Source organism: Pseudomonas trivialis (assembly GCF_036864995.1).
Classification (GTDB): domain Bacteria; phylum Pseudomonadota; class Gammaproteobacteria; order Pseudomonadales; family Pseudomonadaceae; genus Aquipseudomonas; species Aquipseudomonas trivialis.
Genome location: NZ_CP142151.1, coordinates 4,013,517 through 4,031,663, shown reverse-complemented (window position 1 = coordinate 4,031,663; position 18,147 = coordinate 4,013,517). Strand labels below are relative to the sequence as shown.

Below are 18,147 nucleotides of genomic sequence, written 5' to 3'. Positions count from 1 at the left end.
CACCGGCGAGGCTGTCTCAAGCCTGTCCGTAACGTCGGAAAAATCGCACATACACCGCGATATTGATCAGCAGCACCAAAGTACCCAGGCCCAGTTGAATCTGCGGCGTAAGCCCGGCCGGGTAAATCAGCGTGAGGATGTAGTGCTCGACAAAGCCCCCGCCGTAGCCGTGCTGCCCGGCCAGGTGGCGAAACAGGTTTTCCCAGCGGGTCAGCGGGCAGGGCAGATGAAACACCTCGACAACAACGGCCCACGCGGCTGCCGGCAGGTGCAACCATAGGATCGGTCGCCATTTCAAGGCGAGCAGCCCGCCGAACAGCGCGAACAGGATGAAACACAGGTGGAACAGCACGAGGCCATCGGCGGCCAGACGGTAGAGCATTTTTGATTCCGCTATAAAGTGGCCGAGGGCGGGGTGTCGCGTGAATGACGTTATAGCTCCAGTTGAATGGCGTTTATCCCGAACGCCTTGGCAATTTTTTCCCGAGTGGTCCGGCGAGGTTTACTGACGACCTCTTGCTGGGCAAATGCGGATTGTGAAATACCCAAGCGACCGGCGACCTCTTCCTGGGTCAGGCCCAAGTGCTCGCGCCACGCCCGGATCGGCGTTGCTCCATCCACCAAGCGGCTGACGACCGCGTGGGGGACCAGATTCGGGTCGTTCTGCTGGGCCAGATAATGTTCATAAGGAATTACCACGAAGGCTGGGCTGCCCTCCGTATTGTGGATGATCTGTACGGCAGTAGGTTCGTTCGTCACGTTTTTTGACCTCTTGAATGCTGACCACATGGATGCCGCCGTCCCAGTCGAAAATGACTCGGTAATTACCTGCCCGCAATCGATAACTGTGGGGATGATTCACCAACGCCCTGACGTTGTGTACGTCGGGCATGCGCTCAAGTGCTGCAACAGCATCGCGTACCTGCTTCTGGTGGTACGAATGCAACCGAAGCAATTGTTTGACGGATTTTCTGGTCCAGTGGATTGAGTTCATTGAAGAGTAATAAGTCTTTTATAAGGTTTGCAAGGGGCTTTTTCACACCTCTTTACGCAGGTGATCGCGCTGTTCTCACAAATCCTGGACGGCCGTTATGCACGCCGGCTGGTAAAACTGTGACGCGATATGAATACCTCACCGTCATCTGAGCCGAGCACAATACCGAATGAAGGAGGTTGCTTGCAGGCAAGCGTGGCCGCTATTGTGCTGCATTCCTCCAGTCAGTCCCCAGGATCCTTCTCCGATGAGTGCACCGCGTACCGCTGTCCCGATCAAGGCCGTGATTTTCGATATGGACGGTTTGCTGCTGGACACTGAAGGCATCTACACCGAAGTCACGCAGATCATCGCTGAGCGCTATGGCCGCACCTATGACTGGGGGATCAAGCAGCACATCATCGGGCGCGGTTCACAGGATCTGGCGGATTACGTCGTCAAGGCGCTGGACCTGCCGATCACTCCGGCCGAGTTCCTGGAGATCCGCGAGCCACTGATGAGCGAGCGTTTCCCCAAGGCTTTGGGCATGCCCGGCGCCGAGGCGTTGGTGCGGCATTTGAAGGCGCATGACATTCCGATTGCCGTGGGCACCAGTTCGTCGCGAAACTCGTTTGGCCACAAGACCACCTTGCACCGCGAATGGTTTGGCCTGTTCGACACCATCGTCACGGCTGACGACCCGGAAGTCGGCGCCGCCAAGCCAGCGCCGGACATCTTCCTTACCGCCGCCCGCCGCCTGGGTGTGGCGCCGCAGGATTGCCTGGTGTTCGAGGACTCGCCGTTCGGCGTAACGGCCGCCAAAGCCGCGCAGATGACGGCGATTGCGGTGCCTGATGAAGCCATGGCCGACAGCAAGTACCAGCATGCCGACCAGATTATCCGCAAGCTGGCGGACTTCGACCTGGCTGCCTACGGCCTGCCGCCTCTGCCCTGAACAGCCAATGTTGTTCTTCAGCGGCTGAACGTACCCGGCCAGCCGATGACTTTCTTGGGCCTTGGCATTGCGTAGGTGCGCACCTTTGATGTCGACAAGCCCAGGCGCACAAGGCCCTCGGCAATCGTCACCGCGGCCGTCACGCCGTCCACCACCGGTACGCCGGTGCGCTGGCGGATCTGTTCGTCCAGGCCCGCCATGCCGCCACAGCCCAGGCAGATGACTTCGGCCTTGTCCTCGGTGATCGCCAATTGCGCCTGGCGCACGATGGCTTCCATTGCGGCCAGCGGTTCCTCTTCCAGTTCCAGCACCGCCATGCCACTGGCACGCACCGACGCACAACGCTGATACAAACCGGCGAGTTTCAGCCGGTCTTCAATCAGCGGCACGGTGCGGTCCAGCGTGGTCACCACCGAATACGCATGGCCCAGGAACATCGCCGTGCTGGCGGCCGCTTCGGTGATGTCCACCACCGGCACGTTCAACAATTCCTGCAGCCCCTCGCGGCCATGCTCGCCATAGCCGGCCTGGATGACCGCATCGAACGGCTGGTCGTAGGCCATCACCCGGTCCATCACCGCAATGGCCGCCAGGTAGCTTTCGAAGTTTCCTTCCACCGATTCGGCGCCAAAGTACGGGGTGAGTCCGACGATCTCCGTGCCCGGAGAGGCCACGGTCCGCGCCTGCTGGGCGATGGCGTCGGTGATGGATTCGGTGGTGTTGACGTTGACCACGAGGATGCGCATGAAACCTCCTTGATGAGTGACAGACGTCGCTTCAAGCCTTGCTGATGATGTTCCCGGCATGCAGCCCGCATTCCTTCTGCGTTGCCTCTTCCCACCACCAGCGGCCTTCGCGCTCATGCTGATTCGGCAACACCGGGCGCGTGCATGGCTCGCAGCCAATGCTGATAAACCCGCGCTCATGCAGGCTGTTGTACGGCAGCTCCAACATGCGGATATAGCCCCAGATTTCCTCACTGGTCATCTGCGCCAGTGGGTTGAACTTGTACAGGGTGCGTTCCGGGGTGGAAAAGGCTGTGTCGATTTCCAGTGCGGCCACCTGGCTGCGCGTGCCGGGACTCTGGTCGCGGCGCTGACCGGTGGCCCAGGCGCTGACGCCGGACAACTTGCGGCGCAACGGTTCGATCTTGCGTATACCACAGCACTCGCCATGGCCGTCGCGGTAGAAGCTGAACAGGCCCTTCTCCTTGACGAAGGGTTCCAGTTTGCTCTGGTCCGGCGATATCAGCTCGATGTCGATCTTGTAGAAATCGCGAACCTGCTCGATAAACCGGTAGGTTTCCGGGTGCAGGCGGCCGGTGTCGAGGCTGAATACCTTGACGTTCTTGTTCAGCTTCCAGGCCATGTCCACCAGCACCACGTCTTCGGCACCGCTGAAGGAAATCCACAGGTCATCACCGAACTGGCTGAAAGCCAGCTTGAGAATGTCCTGGGCAGACTTGTTGGCATAGGTCGTGGCGAGTTCAACGACGTCGAAGGCTTGGTTCATCAGGACGGTTCCTACAGGTCAGTGGCGCTGAGCGCTCTATAGGGGAGCGATGATATCAAAATCAGCTCCGGGTTGCGGCGCTGCGCTTGAGCCATGGAGTCTGCCAACGGGCTGCGGGCATTCGGCGGTCCTGATGTGAAGCCCGTTCTGCTCAAACGCCTGCCAGCAGCCGCTCATAAGGAATGCTCAGGCCATCGTGCAGGCGCTTGATCATGGCCAGGCTCAACTTGCGCTTATGATTCAATACTTCCGAGACCCGCCCGCTGGTGCCGATAAAGGGCTCCAGGTCGCGGGCCGTCAGGCCCATTTGCTCCATGCGGAATTTGATCGCTTCCACTGGATCCGACGCCGGCATTGGAAAATGTTCCGCTTCGTACTTCTCGATGAGCACGGCGAGAATTTCCAGCTCGTCGCCTTCGGGTGAGCCGATCTGCGCGCCCCATAGCTGCTCCACCCGCGCGAGCGCGTCGGTAAGGTCTTCATGGGAATGAATGGGTTTAATGTTCATCACACGGTCTCCGCGTTGATTTGATCGTATTGCGCATGAGTGCCTACAAAGCGTATGAACCCAAGCTGGCGCTGATAATCGATGGCCATGACGACTCGATATTTGTTGCCACCTACGTTGAAGACGACTCTGCCGGCCTTGAGAATGCTCACTGTTCTGAGCGTTGCCTTCAGCGCCTGTGGCGTCGGGTAGGTGGCGTTCTCCATGTACCGATACAGTTCGACCAACGGCGTTCTCGCGTCTGCGTGGTTTGGGTGGCTTTCCCAGAACCGTCGCAAGGTTGATAGCGCGATTATTCGCATCTTGCATGCCTCCCGATTTGGGAGATGTTAGGCGTGGGCAGAACGGGATGCAACTCCGGAAACAAATTCTGACGAGTAAGCAATCGCATATGTGATCCTTCACAGACGACGTATAGGCAGGAGCTGCCGACGCTATAGGCGTGCCGGCAGGTCGTCCACACGCGTACTGATTCAGGTTTTTTCGTGCTTCGCGCTTCGTGAGGTAAGAGGCCGGATTGCAGGGGGGACTACAGATTTTCCAGCGTCTGTAACAAAACCCGTACCTTCGTCATCGACTCCTGGTACTCCGCCTCCCACTGCGAGTCGGCCACAATCCCGCCGCCGCCCCAGCAGCACACCTGGTCATCCTTGACCAGCAGGCTACGAATGGCGATCGAGCTGTCCATCTCGCCACGTACGTCCAGGTACACCAGCGAGCCGCAGTACAAACCGCGTCGAGTGGGTTCCAGCTCGTCGATGATCTGCATTGCGCGGATCTTCGGTGCGCCGGTGATGGAGCCGCCGGGGAAGCTGCCGGCGATCAGGTCGAGGGCGTCCTTGTCGCTTGCCAACTCGCCAGTCACGCTGCTCACCAAGTGGTGCACGTTGGGGTAGCTTTCCAGGCTGAACAGTTCCGGCACCTTCACCGAACCGGTGCGGCAACTGCGCCCGAGGTCGTTGCGCAGCAGGTCGACAATCATCAGGTTTTCGGCACGATCCTTGGGGCTGGCCAGCAGTTCGGCGGCGTTGGCTGCATCTTCCTCGGGCGTAAGGCCGCGCGGCCGGGTGCCTTTGATCGGCCGGGTTTCAACCTGACGTTGGCTGATTTTGACAAAGCGTTCCGGTGACAGGCTCAGCACCGCGCCATGATCCGGCAGGCTCTGGAAGCCGGAGAACGGCGTCGGGCACGCCTCGCGCAGGGCGCAATAGGCCGCCCAGGGATCGCCAAGGCAGGGCGCGCGAAAGCGCTGTGCGAAGTTGACCTGGTAGCAGTCGCCGGCCTGGATATAGCTGTGGATGCGCGCGATGGCGTGGCGATAGGCCTCGGCACTGAGGTCCGGTGCCATGCGGCCACGCAGCTTGAAACTGGCCGTTGAGGCCGCGACCGGCTGACTTAATACGGCGATCAGACGTTGCCGCTCGCTCTCTGCCAGGGTTGGGTGAAACACCAATTGGCTGGTCTGCGCCAGGTGATCACTGACCAACGCCCAGGCATACAGGCCCAGGCGTGCGTCCGGCAGGTGCAGGTCGTCCGCGGCTAACTGCGGCATCTGCTCCAGATGGCGACCGAAGTCATAGCTCAAATAGCCGATCAGCCCGCCGGCAAACGGTAATTCATAACCGTCGGGCAAGTTCGCTTCACCTAACCGGGTAAGGTTTTTGCGCAAGCGTTGCAGGAAATCGCTGCCGCTTTCATCCGGCAATACCGTCAGGGTGGCCTGCGGCCAGGCGCTCAGGAGGTCATACCGCCCGCGCTCGGCCTTCGGCCGGCCGCTGTCCAGCAGCACCGCGCCGGGTGCATGGCGGATCGCCGCAAAGTACTGGGCGGGATTTGCCTGGTAGGGCAACGGGTAAACGGAGCAGGTCGACATGCGGGGTGAATCAGCCAAGGCGCGGGGGAGGGGATTGTAGTCCGGCGTAGGATTTGCTCCTAGAGGCAATTGCCCGTAGACGACTCGTTCAGTGTGGGAGGGGGCTTGCTCCCGATGGCGGCGGATCAGTGACAGATGAACCGACTGACACAATGCAATTGGAAGCAAGCCTCCTCCCACATTGTGTTGGCGGTCAGCCTTCCACGGGCGGAATATGCCCGAACATCTCCTGCACAAACCTCACCCGTTCTTCCGGCGTTTCCGTCACACCATCGGCTTTCAGGGTTTCCAGCCGTGCTTCCACGGCATGGGTGCGCAGGGTCAAACCGCAATCGTTGGCGATCTGGATGTTCAATCCCGGCCGCGCATTCAGCTCCAGGATCAGCGGGCCTTTCTCCTGATCCAGCACCATGTCCACGCCGATGTAGCCCAGCCCGCACAGCTCATGGCAGCCGGCCGCCAGCTTCATGAAACCGTCCCAATTGGGCAACTGCACGCCGTCCACGGCGTTGGTGGTGTCGGGGTGCTTGGTGATGATGCTGTTCAGCCAGGTGCCGCGCAGAGTGAGGCCAGTGGCCAGGTCCACGCCCACGCCGATTGCGCCCTGGTGCAGGTTGGCCTTGCCGCCGGACTGACGGGTCGGCAGGCGCAGCATGGCCATCACCGGGTAGCCCATCAGCACGATGATGCGGATGTCCGGCACGCCTTCGTAGCTGATGCTCTTGAAGATCTGGTCGGGCACCACGCGGTATTCGATCAGCGCGCGGTCGCGGTGGCCGCCCAGGGAATAGAGGCCGGTCAGGATGCTGGAAATCTGGTGTTCGATTTCTTCATGGCTGATGATCTTGCCCGACACCGTGCGATAGCGTCCCTCAAAACGGTCTGCCACCACCAGGATCCCGTCACCGCCGGCGCCCTGGGCCGGCTTGATCACGAAGTCGCTGCGCCCGCCGATGATCTCGTCGAGCTTGTCGATGCCTTTTTCAGTGGAAATCACCCCGTACATTTCCGGCACATGCAGGCCGGCGGCCATCGCGCGCTCCTTGGTGATGATCTTGTCATCCACCAGAGGATACAGGCTGCGCTTGTTGTACTTGAGCACGTAGTCGGCGTTACGCCGGTTGATGCCCATGATCCCGCGCGCTTCGAGGGCCTTCCAGGTCTTCCAGAAACCGAACATTACTGGTCAGCCTTCAGGAAGGCCTTGAAACGCACCAGCTCGGTCAGGCGGTAGCCGCGATAACGACCCATGGCCAGCATGAAGCCCACCAGGATCAACAGGATCGCCGGGAAGGTGAACACGAAGTAGATCAATTCCGGCACGCTCATGATGATGTGCGCCAGCGATGCCGCGAACAGCGTGCCGATCGCCACTTTCAGTGCGTGGTTGGCGCCGCGTTCTTCCCAGGTGATCGACAGGCGTTCGATGGTCATGGTCAGGATCACCATCGGGAACAGCGCCACCGACAGCCCGCGCTCCAGCCCCAGCTTGTGGCTGAACAGGCTGATGGCTGCGATCAGCACCACCACGAAGGTGAGCACCACCGACAGCCTGGGCAGCATTTGCAGCTTCAGGTGCTCCAGGTAGGAGCGCAACGACAGTCCCAGCGCGGTGATAATCGTGAACAGCACAATCCCGAAGCCCAGCTGCGTCTCGCGGAACGCCAGGGCGATCAGCACCGGCGTGAAGGTGCCCAGGGTTTGCAGGCCGATCAGGTTGCGCAGGATCAGGATCACCAGCACGCCAATCGGGATCATCACCATGATCATGAACGTCTGCTGGGTCTGCAGCGGCAGGCCGTACAGCGAGTATTCAAGGAAGTTGGCGTCGGTGTTTTCGTCCGTCAGCTTGGCCAGGCGAATCGCGTTCATCTCGCTGTTGTTCAGGCTGAAGGTCACCATGGCTTTCTTGCCGCCGTCCACGGTGATCAGGTTTTCATCGCCGGTCCACCACAGCAGGCGGTCGGCGGGAAGGCCCTGTTCGCCGGTTTCCGGGTTGAAGTACAGCCAGTCATTACCGTTGAAGCTGCGCAGCCACAGTTCCGGGCTTTGCGGCTGGTCGGCGACCAGTCGAATGGTGTGGACCTTTTCCACCGGCACATGGGCGATGGACAGCAGCAGCTCGACGATCTTGGCCTTGTGCGCCGTGGACGGGTCGCCCGCCAGCAGCAGTTTCACGTTGTCGTCGCTGAGGTTGTTGGTGCGCTTGATCGCTTCGGTGATGAAGGTCTCGACGTCGGCCGAGTGCTGACGGATCGGCGCCAGCAGGGCCTCAGCGGCGATTTTTTCCGGGCCTTCCACGGCGATGCTGTCGCGGAACGTCGGGCCCTTGACCTTGATCTTCTCACCGCTGTAGCGCTTGGTCAGCACCAGGCGGTAATACAGGGTCTGGTTGCCCTTGGCGCGGCGTGCCGACCAGGTGACCTTGCGGTTGCCATCGGTGCGGTTGACGCTGACCCCGTAGTTGTTCGAGATAAAGCTCTCGTTAAGGCTCACGAAGTCGCGGCTCAGGGGCGGCACGAACATCTGGATCTTCACCGGGTCTTTCGGATTGGCGACAAACTCGACCTTGGCGTCGATGTTCCACAGATCGTCGGTGGCATCCTCGGTAACAGGAATGCCCAGCACGAAGATCTGGTAGCAGGTGACCGAAATACCCAGCACCACCAGGATGGTGATGAGAATTTTCAGGTGCAGGGTCAGAGAGCGCATTCGGTTTACTCGGCGGTATGAGCGTCGGCGGCGCAGGCAGGCTTGCCCGCTGCGTATTTAAGACTGGGGTCGACCAGCGCATCAAAGCGCTTGAGCGCTTCGGAGCCGATCAACAGCGGGTATTGGAAGGCACTTCGGTCAGTCAAGTTCACTTCTATGCTGCGTAAAGCGCTGCCCATGCAGATATTCAGGGCAATCACCGGACGCGCGGTGTAGTTCTTGTCTTCATCGGGGTCGTAGTCACCGGCGCGGCGCTTGATTTTGCTGACGCGGGCCAGGGGCCGTTCGATAGGGTGGGAATGGGCGGTGTCGATCGCCAGGTAGAAGCGCACCCAGGATTCGCCGTCGCGCTTGAAGCGCTTGATATCACGGGCGCTGAGGGACGCGGTCTTGGCGCCGGTGTCCAGTTTGGCGGCGACTTCGAGGTCGATGCCGGCCAATTGTGCGTATTCGTTGAGGCCATACACGGTCTTCTCGGCAGCGACGCCAAGGCCCGGTACGGCCAGCAGGCACATCAATAAAAGGAAGGGCTTGAGTCTCATAGATCCTGAGGCGTGCAGTGCGATGTTCGATTCAAGGCGACTGGCATTGCTGCGCAAACTCCCTCGTGCGCCGTTTCATCCAATGATGTCAGGCAAAAGCGGCGGGCATTCTAACATGATGCTTTTTTGGCGCCAGCGCTGGCAGGCGGCCATGTGTGGTTGGAGTGTGCCGGAGGTTATTAGACGATTGTCGACAATATGGATTTATTCTTTGACTAATAAGGGTTGATTGGCTAGTTTTTGCCACATTGCTTTTAAAGGTGTCGACAATATGCTGGATCAGCTGCAAGCCCCGGTGCCGACGCAGGACGATTCTCAGACCATGTCCGAGAACGTGTTCCGGCGTATCCAGGCCGCCATCGTCAAGGGCGAGATCGCCCCCGGCAGCAAGATCTCCGAGCCGGAGCTGGCGCGCACCTACGGCATCAGTCGCGGTCCCCTGCGTGAAGCGATCCACCGTCTTGAAGGCCAGCGCCTGCTGGTGCGGGTGCCTCACGTCGGTGCGCGAGTGGTGTCCTTGAGCCACGCCGAGCTGGTCGAGCTCTATGAAATCCGTGAGTCCCTTGAAGGCATGGCCTGCCGCCTTGCTGCTGAGCGCATGACCGACGCCGAGATCGAAGAACTGCGCCAGGTGCTGCACACCCACGAGCGCGACGAAGCGTTTCAGGCCGGCCTGGGCTACTACCAGCAGGAAGGCGACTTCGATTTTCATTACCGGATAATTCAAGGTGCCGGTAACCGCACCCTGACCCAAATGCTCTGCGGCGAGCTGTATCAATTAGTGCGCATGTACCGCATCCAGTTTTCCGCCACGCCCAATCGTCCACGCCAGGCCTTTGCCGAGCATCACCGCATTCTCGACGCGATTGCCGAGCGCGACGGTGAACTGGCCGAACTGCTGATGCGCCGTCATATCGGCGCTTCGAAACGCAACATTGCCCGTCACTTTCCCGACGGTTGCGCCCAATCACGAGGTGAGTCATGAGTTCCTACAATAAAAGTACGCCGGGCCAGCGTTTCCGTGACGCCGTCGCCAGCGAGCACCCCTTGCAGGTGGTCGGCGCGATCAACGCCAACCACGCCCTGCTGGCCAAGCGCGCCGGCTTCAAGGCGATCTACCTGTCGGGCGGCGGCGTCGCAGCCGGTTCCCTGGGGGTGCCGGACCTGGGCATCACCGGCCTGGATGACGTGCTCACCGATGTGCGCCGCATCACCGACGTGTGCGACCTGCCGCTGCTGGTGGACGTGGACACCGGTTTCGGCTCCTCGGCGTTCAACGTGGCGCGCACCGTCAAGTCGATGATCAAGTTCGGCGCCGCAGCCATCCATATCGAGGACCAGGTCGGCGCCAAGCGCTGCGGCCATCGTCCCAACAAGGAAATCGTGTCCCAGCAGGAAATGGTCGACCGCATCAAGGCTGCCGTGGACGCGCGCACCGATGACAGCTTCGTGATCATGGCGCGCACCGACGCCCTGGCTGTCGAGGGGCTGGAGTCTGCCCTGGAGCGTGCGGCCGCGTGCATCGAGGCCGGTGCCGACATGGTGTTCCCGGAAGCCATTACTGAACTGGACATGTACAAACTGTTCGCCGCCCGCGTGAAAGCGCCGATCCTGGCCAACATCACCGAATTCGGCTCGACCCCGCTGTACACCACCGAACAGTTGAAATCTGCGGATGTTTCCCTGGTGCTGTACCCGCTTTCGGCCTTTCGCGCCATGAACAAGGCCGCCGAGAACGTCTACACCGCGATCCGTCGCGACGGCACCCAACAGAACGTGATCGACACCATGCAGACGCGCATGGAGCTTTACGACCGTATCGACTACCACACTTTCGAACAGAAGCTCGACGCGCTGTTCGCCGCCAAAAATAAACCTTGTGGCTCCCTGAACAACGACAAAATTGGAGAAACACCATGGCTGAAGCAAAAGTATTGAGTGGCGCCGGCCTGCGTGGCCAGGTGGCCGGGCAGACTGCGCTGTCCACCGTGGGCCAGGCCGGCGCCGGTCTTACCTACCGTGGCTACGACGTGCGTGAACTGGCCGCCGACGCGCAGTTTGAAGAAGTCGCCTACCTGCTGCTGTACGGCGAGCTGCCGACCCAGGCCCAACTGGCGGACTACAGCAAAAAGCTCGGCACGCTGCGCGACCTGCCGCAAGCCTTGAAGGAAGTGCTCGAACGCATCCCCGCCGACGCCCACCCGATGGACGTGATGCGCACCGGCTGCTCGTTCCTGGGCAATATCGAGCCGGAAAAAGACTTCAGTGCGCAGCACGATGTTACCGACCGCCTGCTCGCCGCCTTCCCGGCGATCATGTGCTACTGGTACCGCTTCAGCCACGACGGCCAGCGCATCGATTGCGTGACAGACGAACCGAGCATCGGCGGCCACTTCCTGCACCTGCTGCATGGCAGGAAGCCCAGCGACCTGCACGTCAAAGTGATGAACGTGTCACTGATCCTCTACGCCGAGCACGAATTCAACGCCTCCACCTTCACCGCGCGGGTGTGTGCCTCGACCCTGTCCGATCTGTATTCCTGCGTCACCGCAGCCATCGGCTCGCTACGCGGCCCGCTGCACGGCGGCGCCAACGAAGCGGCGATGGAAATGATCGAGCGTTTCGGCTCGGCCGCAGAAGCGGTGGAGGGCACCCTCGGCATGCTGGCGCGCAAGGACAAGATCATGGGCTTTGGCCACGCGATCTACAAAGACAGCGACCCGCGCAATGAAGTGATCAAGGGCTGGGCGAAAAAGCTGGCTGACGAAGTGGGCGATACCGTGCTGTTCCCGGTTTCCGAAGCCATCGACAAAACCATGTGGGAACAGAAAAAACTGTTCCCCAACGCCGACTTCTATCATGCCTCGGCGTATCACTTCATGGGCATCCCGACCAAGCTGTTCACCCCGATCTTTGTCTGCTCACGCCTCACCGGCTGGGCCGCCCATGTGTTCGAACAGCGCGCCAACAACCGCATCATCCGTCCAAGCGCCGAGTACACCGGCGTCGAGCAGCGCAAGTTCGTGGCAATCGAACGTCGCTGAAGACCGTCGATCCCGAATTGGCAATCGGATCAAATGTGGGAGGGGCTTGCTCCCGATGGCGGTGTGACAGTCGCTACATGTGCTGAATGACACCCCGCCATCGGGAGCAAGCCCCCTCCCACATGAGATCGCGTTCCAGTTCGGGCTCCGGCTTCCTTTGCAATCACCGTGACCGAGTCCTGACGATGAACACTGAATTTCGCAAACCGCTCCCCGGCAGCCGGCTGGATTACTTCGACACCCGCGCGGCCGTCGAAGCCATCACTCCCGGCGCCTACGCCACCTTGCCCTACACCTCCCGCGTACTGGCCGAAAACCTGGTGCGCCGCTGCGATCCGGCCACCCTCGATGCGTCCCTGCGCCAGTTGATCGAGCGCAAGCGCGATCTCGACTTCCCATGGTTTCCGGCCCGCGTGGTGTGCCATGACATTCTCGGCCAGACTGCGCTGGTCGACCTCGCCGGCCTGCGTGACGCCATCGCCCTGCAAGGCGGCGACCCGGCACAGGTCAACCCGGTGGTGCCGACGCAGTTGATCGTCGATCACTCTCTGGCCGTCGAAGCCGGCGGTGCCGACCCGGACGCGTTCGAGAAAAACCGCGCCATCGAAGACCGTCGCAACGAAGACCGCTTCCACTTTATCGAGTGGAGCAAAAAAGCCTTCAAGAACGTCGACGTGATCCCGCCGGGCAACGGCATCATGCACCAGATCAACCTGGAGAAAATGTCCCCGGTGATCCAGGTGCGCGACGGCGTGGCCTTCCCGGATACCTGTGTCGGCACCGACAGCCACACCCCGCATGTGGACGCCCTGGGCGTAATCGCCATCGGCGTCGGTGGCCTCGAAGCCGAGAGCGTGATGCTGGGCCGCGCGTCGTGGATGCGCCTGCCGGAAATCATCGGCGTCGAGCTGACCGGCAAGCTGCTGCCGGGCATTACCGCCACCGACATGGTACTGGCACTGACCGAATTTCTGCGCAAGCAAAAAGTGGTCGGTGCATGGCTGGAGTTCTTCGGTGAGGGCGCTTCCAGGCTCACCCTGGGCGACCGCGCGACCATCTCCAACATGGCCCCGGAATACGGTGCCACGGCGGCGATGTTCTACATCGACCCGCAGACCATCGCCTACCTCAAACTCACTGGCCGTGAAGACGAACAGGTCGCCCTGGTCGAACAGTACGCCCGCCACACCGGCCTGTGGGCCGATGACCTGAAGAGCGCGCAATACGAGCGCGGCCTCACGTTCGATCTGTCCAGCGTGGTGCGCAACATGGCCGGCCCGAGCAATCCTCACGCCCGTGTGGCCACCCGTGACCTGGCCTCCAAAGGCATCAGCGGCCAGTGGGACGAAGTGCCAGGGCAGATGCCCGATGGCGCGGTGATCATCGCCGCCATTACCAGCTGCACCAACACCAGCAACCCGCGCAACGTCATCGCCGCCGGCCTCCTGGCGCGCAACGCCAACAGGCTGGGGCTGACGCGCAAGCCGTGGGTCAAGTCGTCGCTGGCGCCGGGCTCGAAGACGGTGGCCATGTACCTGGAAGAAGCGGGGCTGGCTGACGAACTGGAAAAACTCGGCTTTGGCGTGGTGGCCTTTGCCTGCACCACCTGCAACGGCATGTCCGGCGCGCTGGACCCGGTGATCCAGCAGGAAATCATCGACCGCGACCTGTACGCCACCGCTGTGTTGTCGGGCAACCGCAACTTCGACGGGCGGATTCACCCGTACGCCAAACAGGCGTTCCTGGCTTCGCCACCGCTGGTGGTGGCCTATGCGATTGCCGGCACCATCCGTTTCGACATCGAAAAGGATGTGCTCGGGCTCGACGCGCAGGGCAATGAAATCCGCCTGCAGGACCTCTGGCCCAGCGACGAAGAGATCGACGCGGTGGTCAAGGCCTCGGTCAAGCCGGAGCAGTTCCGCGCGGTGTATATCCCGATGTTCGCGATTCACGAAGACACCGGACCCAAGGTGGCGCCGCTGTACGACTGGCGCCCGCAAAGCACCTACATTCGCCGTCCGCCATATTGGGAAGGCGCGCTGGCCGGGGCGCGACCGCTCAAGGGCATGCGCCCGCTGGCGGTGCTGCCGGACAACATCACCACCGATCACCTGTCGCCGTCCAACGCCATCATGCTCGACAGCGCCGCCGGCGAATACCTGGCGAAAATGGGCCTGCCGGAAGTCGACTTCAACTCTTACGCGACCCACCGGGGCGACCATTTGACCGCCCAGCGCGCCACCTTCGCCAACCCGAAACTGTTCAATGAAATGGTGGTGGAAAACGGCAAGGTCAAGCAGGGCTCACTGGCGCGCATCGAGCCCGAGGGCCAGGTCACACGCATGTGGGAAGCCATCGAAACCTACATGCAGCGCAAGCAGCCGCTGATCATCATCGCCGGCGCCGACTACGGTCAGGGCTCGTCCCGCGACTGGGCGACCAAGGGCGTGCGCCTGGCCGGGGTGGAAGCGATTGCCGCCGAAGGTTTCGAAAGGATCCACCGCACCAACCTGGTGGGCATGGGCGTGCTGCCGCTGGAGTTTCTGCCGGGCACCGACCGTCACACCCTGCAGATCGACGGCAGTGAAACCTATGACGTGCTCGGCGCGCGCACTCCGGGTGCGCAGTTGACCCTGGTGATCAATCGTAAAAATGGTGAACGTGTCGACGTGCCGGTGACCTGCCGTCTGGACACCGCCGAAGAAGTATCGATCTACGAGGCGGGCGGCGTGTTGCAGCGTTTTGCCCAGGACTTCCTGGCATCGGCGGCGACCGCCTGAGGGACTGACCATGGCACATGCAGCGCAAATCAGAATCCCCGCCACCTACATGCGTGGCGGTACCAGCAAGGGCGTGTTTTTCAGTCTCCAGGACTTGCCCGTTGCGGCGCAGGTGCCCGGCGCCGCACGCGATGCCTTGTTGTTGCGGGTGATCGGCAGCCCCGACCCCTATGACAAGCAGATCGACGGGATGGGCGGTGCGACGTCCAGCACCAGCAAAACCGTGATCCTGTCCAGAAGCAGTCGCGCCGAGCATGACGTGGACTATCTGTTCGGCCAGGTCGCCATCGACAAACCCTTCGTCGATTGGAGCGGCAATTGCGGCAACCTGTCGGCGGCGGTCGGTGCGTTCGCCATCAGCGCCGGGTTGGTCGATGCCGCGCGCGTGCCGCACAACGGTGTGGCCGTGGTGCGCGTGTGGCAGGCCAATATCGGCATGACCATCATCGCCCACGTGCCGATCACTGACGGCGCGGTGCAGGAAACCGGCGACTTCGAACTGGACGGCGTGACCTTCCCGGCCGCCGAAGTGCAACTGGAGTTCATCGACCCGGCAGCGGAAGAGGAGGGCGGTGGTGGTGCGATGTTCCCCACCGGCAACCTGGTCGACGAGCTGCAAGTGCCCGGCGTGGGGACCTTCAAGGCGACGCTGATCAACGCCGGCATCCCGACGATTTTCATCAACGCCGAAGACCTCGGCTATACCGGCACCGAACTGCAAGGTGCTATTAACGGCGACCCCAAGGCCCTGGCGATGTTCGAAACCGTGCGCGCCCACGGCGCTTTGCGCATGGGCCTGATCAACCACCTGGACGAAGCCGCCCAGCGCCAGCACACACCGAAAGTCGCGTTCGTGGCCAAGCCTGCGGACTATGTGGCCTCCAGCGGCAAGTCGATCAAGGCCGCCGACGTGGACCTGCTGGTGCGCGCGCTGTCCATGGGCAAGCTGCACCACGCCATGATGGGCACGGCGGCAGTGGCGATTGGCACCGCGGCAGCGATTCCCGGAACCCTGGTCAACCTGGCGGCAGGTGGCGTGGAGCGCAGCGCGGTGCGTTTCGGGCACCCCTCCGGTACCCTGCGCGTGGGCGCCGAGGCCACTCAGGTGAACGGTGAATGGGTGGTCAAAAAAGCCATCATGAGCCGCAGTGCGCGGGTGCTGATGGAAGGTTTCGTGCGCATCCCCAGCGACGCGTTCTAGAGCCAGCATCGTCCCGAAAACCGCCGAATCCCCTTGTGGGAGCGGCGGTGCGACGATTCGACTTGCCCGCGAAAGCGGTGGGTCAGTCAACATCAATGTTTGCTGGACTACCGCCTTCGCAGGCAAGCCAGTTCCCACATTTGATCTTCGTTGCCTTGAGCATTGTGTTGGCCTGGGTAACCTGTTTTTTACTTGAAACAGGTTGCTACTTACGACTCCTGAACAGTACGGAACTCCTCCCGGATAAACACCCAATCAGGTAGCCATGAGACTTGCTCCAGCAGGCCTTGTGAAAATCAACTACCTGAATCCTGGAAGGTACCTATGACCAGCGTAAATACTCAGCCACAAACGCCTTATACCGTTGGCTACGACACATCTTACAATCCGGCGCCCGCCCGTCATGAGCACAGCGCTGGCGCTGCTGAATATTCGGCGGCTCCCCAGGATTCGACGCCGCCCCGTGGCGCCATGACGGCCCAGCAGCGCGGCCACTTTTCGAGTCACCGTGCACTGGCCAATCCCGAGCAGGTGACGCCCCCTGAATCAGGCCAAGTGGCGCAACTGACCCAACAAAATCAAGCACTTACCGAGAAGTTCAGGGCATTGATCGCCAGGTTCGAACCGATCATAAAAGAACTTCAGCAAAAAATTGCCGATTTGACCCAGCAACTTGAACCCTCGGAAAAATCCACTCAACTAACTCCTTTTGATAACGGCAGCCCAACCAGAAATGCCGTCGGCGATGGTCAGAACCTGACGCAGACCGAAGATTCGACGTCCGTGCAACAGATGCCCGTACAAGTGTCACCTCAGACGGAGCCGACGCAGACTCCAGGTCTGGAAACGCTGAGCAGCCAAACCAGTCAGATTCACCAGCAAATCAAAGAGGCACTTGAGAGGATCGCGGGGCTGCTCATGGGGCTGAGTCAACAAATTGCTGATTTGTTTCAAAAAGTCAGCGGTACGGGCGCCTCTCGTAACGAGATTCCGCCCATGTCTGTCGATGACGACAAGACCACTGACTCGGATACCCTGCAGCCTCAAGCACCTGCCACCAGGCAAAGTGAAGAAACGATTGTGCCCACTCAGCCAGCAACGTCTGACACCCGCACCCTTGAAGCACTCAAGAGAGCAAACGAGCAGCTCAGTGCCGGACTTGATCAGGCGGCAGAGACCTACGAGCAATTCATTGCACAACTTCAGCAGCAAGTTGACAGCTTGAGTCAGCAAGTCAGCCAACAAAAGCAATAGGCTCCAGCCCCCGTCAACCAGGGCGGGGGCTGCCCCCGGCACTCAAGCGCGTCTTCACCGATATTCACTCAAACCGCAGTATCACCCGGCGGTTGTGCTTGCTCTTCTTCTCGATTTTCTCGCAGAACACCCGGCTGATCTCGTCGGTGTTGGCCACATGGGTGCCGCCGCACGGCTGGATATCCACGCCGGCGATGTCGATCACCCGCACCGAACCCTGAATCACCGGCGGCGCGACTGCCTGGGTACGGGTGATCTGCAGCAGCGTGGCGTATTCCGACGCAGGCATCGACAGCGTTTTTACCTCGTGGGCCTGTTCGATCAGTGCGTTCAGGTCGCGGGTGATGCTGTCCTTGTCCAGGGTCATTTCCGGCAGGTCGAAATCCAGGCGGCCCTTGTCTGCGCTGATGCTGCAGCCGGTCACCGGCGCATCGATGATCGAGCACAGCAGGTGCAGGCAGGTGTGCATCTTCATGTGCCGGTAGCGCCGGTCCCAATCAATTTCAGCGTTCACCTGCACGCCTGCGACCAACTGCTCAGGGCACTGTTGCATCTGGTGCCAGATGATTGCGCGCGATACCGGGTCGCGCACGGTGCCGATCACGTCGACGCGCGTGCCATCGGTCAGGATGAAGTGGCCGGTATCGCCCGGTTGTCCGCCGCCGGTGGGGTAGAACAACGTGTGCTCCAGGGCGATGCCGTGTTCGCCCACGGCCATTACATGGGCGCTGAACGTGTTCTGGTAGGGCGCGCTGTCGAACAGCGCCAGGGTTTCCATGGAGTGCACAGACAT

Annotated in this window: 17 protein-coding genes and 2 pseudogenes; 7 read left to right on the top strand and 12 right to left on the bottom strand. The window is 61.2% G+C overall.

Annotated elements, in window-relative coordinates:
- Nucleotides 1–16 precede the first annotated feature (16 nt).
- The 3 genes and pseudogenes from VRB54_RS17555 to VRB54_RS17545 form a co-directional block, all read right to left on the bottom strand.
- Entirely contained in the window at nucleotides 17–382 is a 366-nt protein-coding gene (locus tag VRB54_RS17555; protein ID WP_338478177.1) for a DUF2784 domain-containing protein, read from the bottom strand.
- Nucleotides 383–432: 50 nt separating this feature from the next.
- The gene (locus tag VRB54_RS17550; protein ID WP_338478176.1) at nucleotides 433–789 is read right to left on the bottom strand and encodes a helix-turn-helix transcriptional regulator; all 357 of its coding nucleotides are present in this window, start codon (nucleotides 787–789) and stop codon (nucleotides 433–435) included.
- A pseudogene (locus VRB54_RS17545) lies at nucleotides 743–994 on the bottom strand (type II toxin-antitoxin system RelE family toxin); the annotation flags it as partial. The pseudogene VRB54_RS17545 and the gene VRB54_RS17550, both read right to left, overlap by 47 nt.
- Before the next feature lie 247 nt (nucleotides 995–1,241).
- Between VRB54_RS17545 and VRB54_RS17540 the strand changes: the two are divergent.
- Nucleotides 1,242–1,928, top strand: a complete 687-nt coding sequence (locus tag VRB54_RS17540) for an HAD-IA family hydrolase (RefSeq protein ID WP_209983804.1) — start codon at nucleotides 1,242–1,244, stop codon at nucleotides 1,926–1,928.
- Between the two features lie 17 nt (nucleotides 1,929–1,945).
- Here VRB54_RS17540 and VRB54_RS17535 read toward each other — a convergent pair whose 3' ends face one another.
- The 8 genes from VRB54_RS17535 to VRB54_RS17500 form a co-directional block, all read right to left on the bottom strand.
- Complete coding sequence (locus VRB54_RS17535) at nucleotides 1,946–2,674, bottom strand: aspartate/glutamate racemase family protein (RefSeq protein ID WP_338478175.1); 729 nt, start codon at nucleotides 2,672–2,674, stop codon at nucleotides 1,946–1,948.
- A 31-nt stretch (nucleotides 2,675–2,705) separates the two neighbouring features.
- Nucleotides 2,706–3,440, bottom strand: a complete 735-nt coding sequence (locus tag VRB54_RS17530) for a phosphoadenylyl-sulfate reductase (RefSeq protein WP_057009232.1) — start codon at nucleotides 3,438–3,440, stop codon at nucleotides 2,706–2,708.
- A 151-nt stretch (nucleotides 3,441–3,591) separates the two neighbouring features.
- A complete protein-coding gene (locus VRB54_RS17525) occupies nucleotides 3,592–3,948 on the bottom strand; it encodes a transcriptional regulator (protein WP_338478174.1) in 357 nt (118 codons plus the stop codon).
- On the bottom strand, nucleotides 3,948–4,250 hold the full coding sequence (locus tag VRB54_RS17520; RefSeq protein WP_057009230.1) for a type II toxin-antitoxin system HigB family toxin: 303 nt from the start codon (nucleotides 4,248–4,250) through the stop codon (nucleotides 3,948–3,950). The genes VRB54_RS17525 and VRB54_RS17520 overlap by 1 nt, the downstream gene beginning before the upstream one ends.
- A 227-nt stretch (nucleotides 4,251–4,477) precedes the next feature.
- On the bottom strand, nucleotides 4,478–5,821 hold the full coding sequence (gene pabB / locus VRB54_RS17515; protein ID WP_338478173.1) for an aminodeoxychorismate synthase component I: 1,344 nt from the start codon (nucleotides 5,819–5,821) through the stop codon (nucleotides 4,478–4,480).
- A 193-nt stretch (nucleotides 5,822–6,014) separates the two neighbouring features.
- Nucleotides 6,015–7,001: an alpha-L-glutamate ligase-like protein gene (locus tag VRB54_RS17510; protein ID WP_338478172.1), complete on the bottom strand. Its 987-nt coding sequence runs from the start codon at nucleotides 6,999–7,001 to the stop codon at nucleotides 6,015–6,017.
- Nucleotides 7,001–8,533, bottom strand: a complete 1,533-nt coding sequence (locus VRB54_RS17505) for an inactive transglutaminase family protein (protein WP_209983791.1) — start codon at nucleotides 8,531–8,533, stop codon at nucleotides 7,001–7,003. Before VRB54_RS17505 ends, VRB54_RS17510 begins: the two co-directional genes overlap by 1 nt.
- A gap of 5 nt (nucleotides 8,534–8,538) precedes the next feature.
- On the bottom strand, nucleotides 8,539–9,075 hold the full coding sequence (locus tag VRB54_RS17500; RefSeq protein WP_338478171.1) for an ATP-dependent zinc protease: 537 nt from the start codon (nucleotides 9,073–9,075) through the stop codon (nucleotides 8,539–8,541).
- Between the two features lie 271 nt (nucleotides 9,076–9,346).
- On the opposite strand from VRB54_RS17500, the gene VRB54_RS17495 reads away from it, so the two are divergent.
- The 6 genes and pseudogenes from VRB54_RS17495 (at nucleotide 9,347) to VRB54_RS17470 (ending at nucleotide 17,354) form a co-directional block, all read left to right on the top strand.
- Nucleotides 9,347–10,060 carry a GntR family transcriptional regulator gene (locus tag VRB54_RS17495; protein WP_338478170.1) on the top strand — a complete coding sequence of 238 codons (714 nt, stop codon included), beginning with the start codon at nucleotides 9,347–9,349 and terminating at the stop codon, nucleotides 10,058–10,060.
- Nucleotides 10,057–10,944: pseudogene (gene prpB / locus VRB54_RS17490) on the top strand (methylisocitrate lyase); the annotation flags it as partial. The gene VRB54_RS17495 and the pseudogene prpB, both read left to right, overlap by 4 nt.
- A 47-nt stretch (nucleotides 10,945–10,991) precedes the next feature.
- Nucleotides 10,992–12,119 carry a bifunctional 2-methylcitrate synthase/citrate synthase gene (gene prpC / locus VRB54_RS17485; protein WP_209983783.1) on the top strand — a complete coding sequence of 376 codons (1,128 nt, stop codon included), beginning with the start codon at nucleotides 10,992–10,994 and terminating at the stop codon, nucleotides 12,117–12,119.
- Between the two features lie 185 nt (nucleotides 12,120–12,304).
- Nucleotides 12,305–14,899: a Fe/S-dependent 2-methylisocitrate dehydratase AcnD gene (gene acnD / locus VRB54_RS17480; protein ID WP_338478169.1), complete on the top strand. Its 2,595-nt coding sequence runs from the start codon at nucleotides 12,305–12,307 to the stop codon at nucleotides 14,897–14,899.
- A gap of 10 nt (nucleotides 14,900–14,909) precedes the next feature.
- Nucleotides 14,910–16,100 (top strand): 2-methylaconitate cis-trans isomerase PrpF, encoded by a 1,191-nt coding sequence (gene prpF / locus VRB54_RS17475; RefSeq protein WP_338478168.1) that lies wholly within the window; start codon nucleotides 14,910–14,912, stop codon nucleotides 16,098–16,100.
- Nucleotides 16,101–16,424: 324 nt separating this feature from the next.
- Nucleotides 16,425–17,354, top strand: coding sequence for a hypothetical protein (locus VRB54_RS17470; RefSeq protein ID WP_338478167.1), 930 nt, complete (start codon nucleotides 16,425–16,427; stop codon nucleotides 17,352–17,354).
- A gap of 64 nt (nucleotides 17,355–17,418) precedes the next feature.
- Here VRB54_RS17470 and VRB54_RS17465 read toward each other — a convergent pair whose 3' ends face one another.
- Nucleotides 17,419–18,147 (bottom strand): alanyl-tRNA editing protein, encoded by a 729-nt coding sequence (locus VRB54_RS17465; RefSeq protein WP_338478166.1) that lies wholly within the window; start codon nucleotides 18,145–18,147, stop codon nucleotides 17,419–17,421.

What these genes read in the sequence shown, in the direction of transcription:
- VRB54_RS17555 (WP_338478177.1), bottom strand. Translation starts at nt 382, where the DNA reads ATGCTCTACCGTCTGGCCGCCGATGGCCTCGTGCTGTTCCACCTGTGT.
- VRB54_RS17550 (WP_338478176.1), bottom strand. Translation starts at nt 789, where the DNA reads ATGTGGTCAGCATTCAAGAGGTCAAAAAACGTGACGAACGAACCTACT.
- VRB54_RS17540 (WP_209983804.1), top strand. Translation starts at nt 1,242, where the DNA reads ATGAGTGCACCGCGTACCGCTGTCCCGATCAAGGCCGTGATTTTCGAT.
- VRB54_RS17535 (WP_338478175.1), bottom strand. Translation starts at nt 2,674, where the DNA reads ATGCGCATCCTCGTGGTCAACGTCAACACCACCGAATCCATCACCGAC.
- VRB54_RS17530 (WP_057009232.1), bottom strand. Translation starts at nt 3,440, where the DNA reads ATGAACCAAGCCTTCGACGTCGTTGAACTCGCCACGACCTATGCCAAC.
- VRB54_RS17525 (WP_338478174.1), bottom strand. Translation starts at nt 3,948, where the DNA reads ATGAACATTAAACCCATTCATTCCCATGAAGACCTTACCGACGCGCTC.
- VRB54_RS17520 (WP_057009230.1), bottom strand. Translation starts at nt 4,250, where the DNA reads ATGCGAATAATCGCGCTATCAACCTTGCGACGGTTCTGGGAAAGCCAC.
- pabB (WP_338478173.1), bottom strand. Translation starts at nt 5,821, where the DNA reads ATGTCGACCTGCTCCGTTTACCCGTTGCCCTACCAGGCAAATCCCGCC.
- VRB54_RS17510 (WP_338478172.1), bottom strand. Translation starts at nt 7,001, where the DNA reads ATGTTCGGTTTCTGGAAGACCTGGAAGGCCCTCGAAGCGCGCGGGATC.
- VRB54_RS17505 (WP_209983791.1), bottom strand. Translation starts at nt 8,533, where the DNA reads ATGCGCTCTCTGACCCTGCACCTGAAAATTCTCATCACCATCCTGGTG.
- VRB54_RS17500 (WP_338478171.1), bottom strand. Translation starts at nt 9,075, where the DNA reads ATGAGACTCAAGCCCTTCCTTTTATTGATGTGCCTGCTGGCCGTACCG.
- VRB54_RS17495 (WP_338478170.1), top strand. Translation starts at nt 9,347, where the DNA reads ATGCTGGATCAGCTGCAAGCCCCGGTGCCGACGCAGGACGATTCTCAG.
- prpC (WP_209983783.1), top strand. Translation starts at nt 10,992, where the DNA reads ATGGCTGAAGCAAAAGTATTGAGTGGCGCCGGCCTGCGTGGCCAGGTG.
- acnD (WP_338478169.1), top strand. Translation starts at nt 12,305, where the DNA reads ATGAACACTGAATTTCGCAAACCGCTCCCCGGCAGCCGGCTGGATTAC.
- prpF (WP_338478168.1), top strand. Translation starts at nt 14,910, where the DNA reads ATGGCACATGCAGCGCAAATCAGAATCCCCGCCACCTACATGCGTGGC.
- VRB54_RS17470 (WP_338478167.1), top strand. Translation starts at nt 16,425, where the DNA reads ATGACCAGCGTAAATACTCAGCCACAAACGCCTTATACCGTTGGCTAC.
- VRB54_RS17465 (WP_338478166.1), bottom strand. Translation starts at nt 18,147, where the DNA reads ATGTCTGTGCACTCCATGGAAACCCTGGCGCTGTTCGACAGCGCGCCC.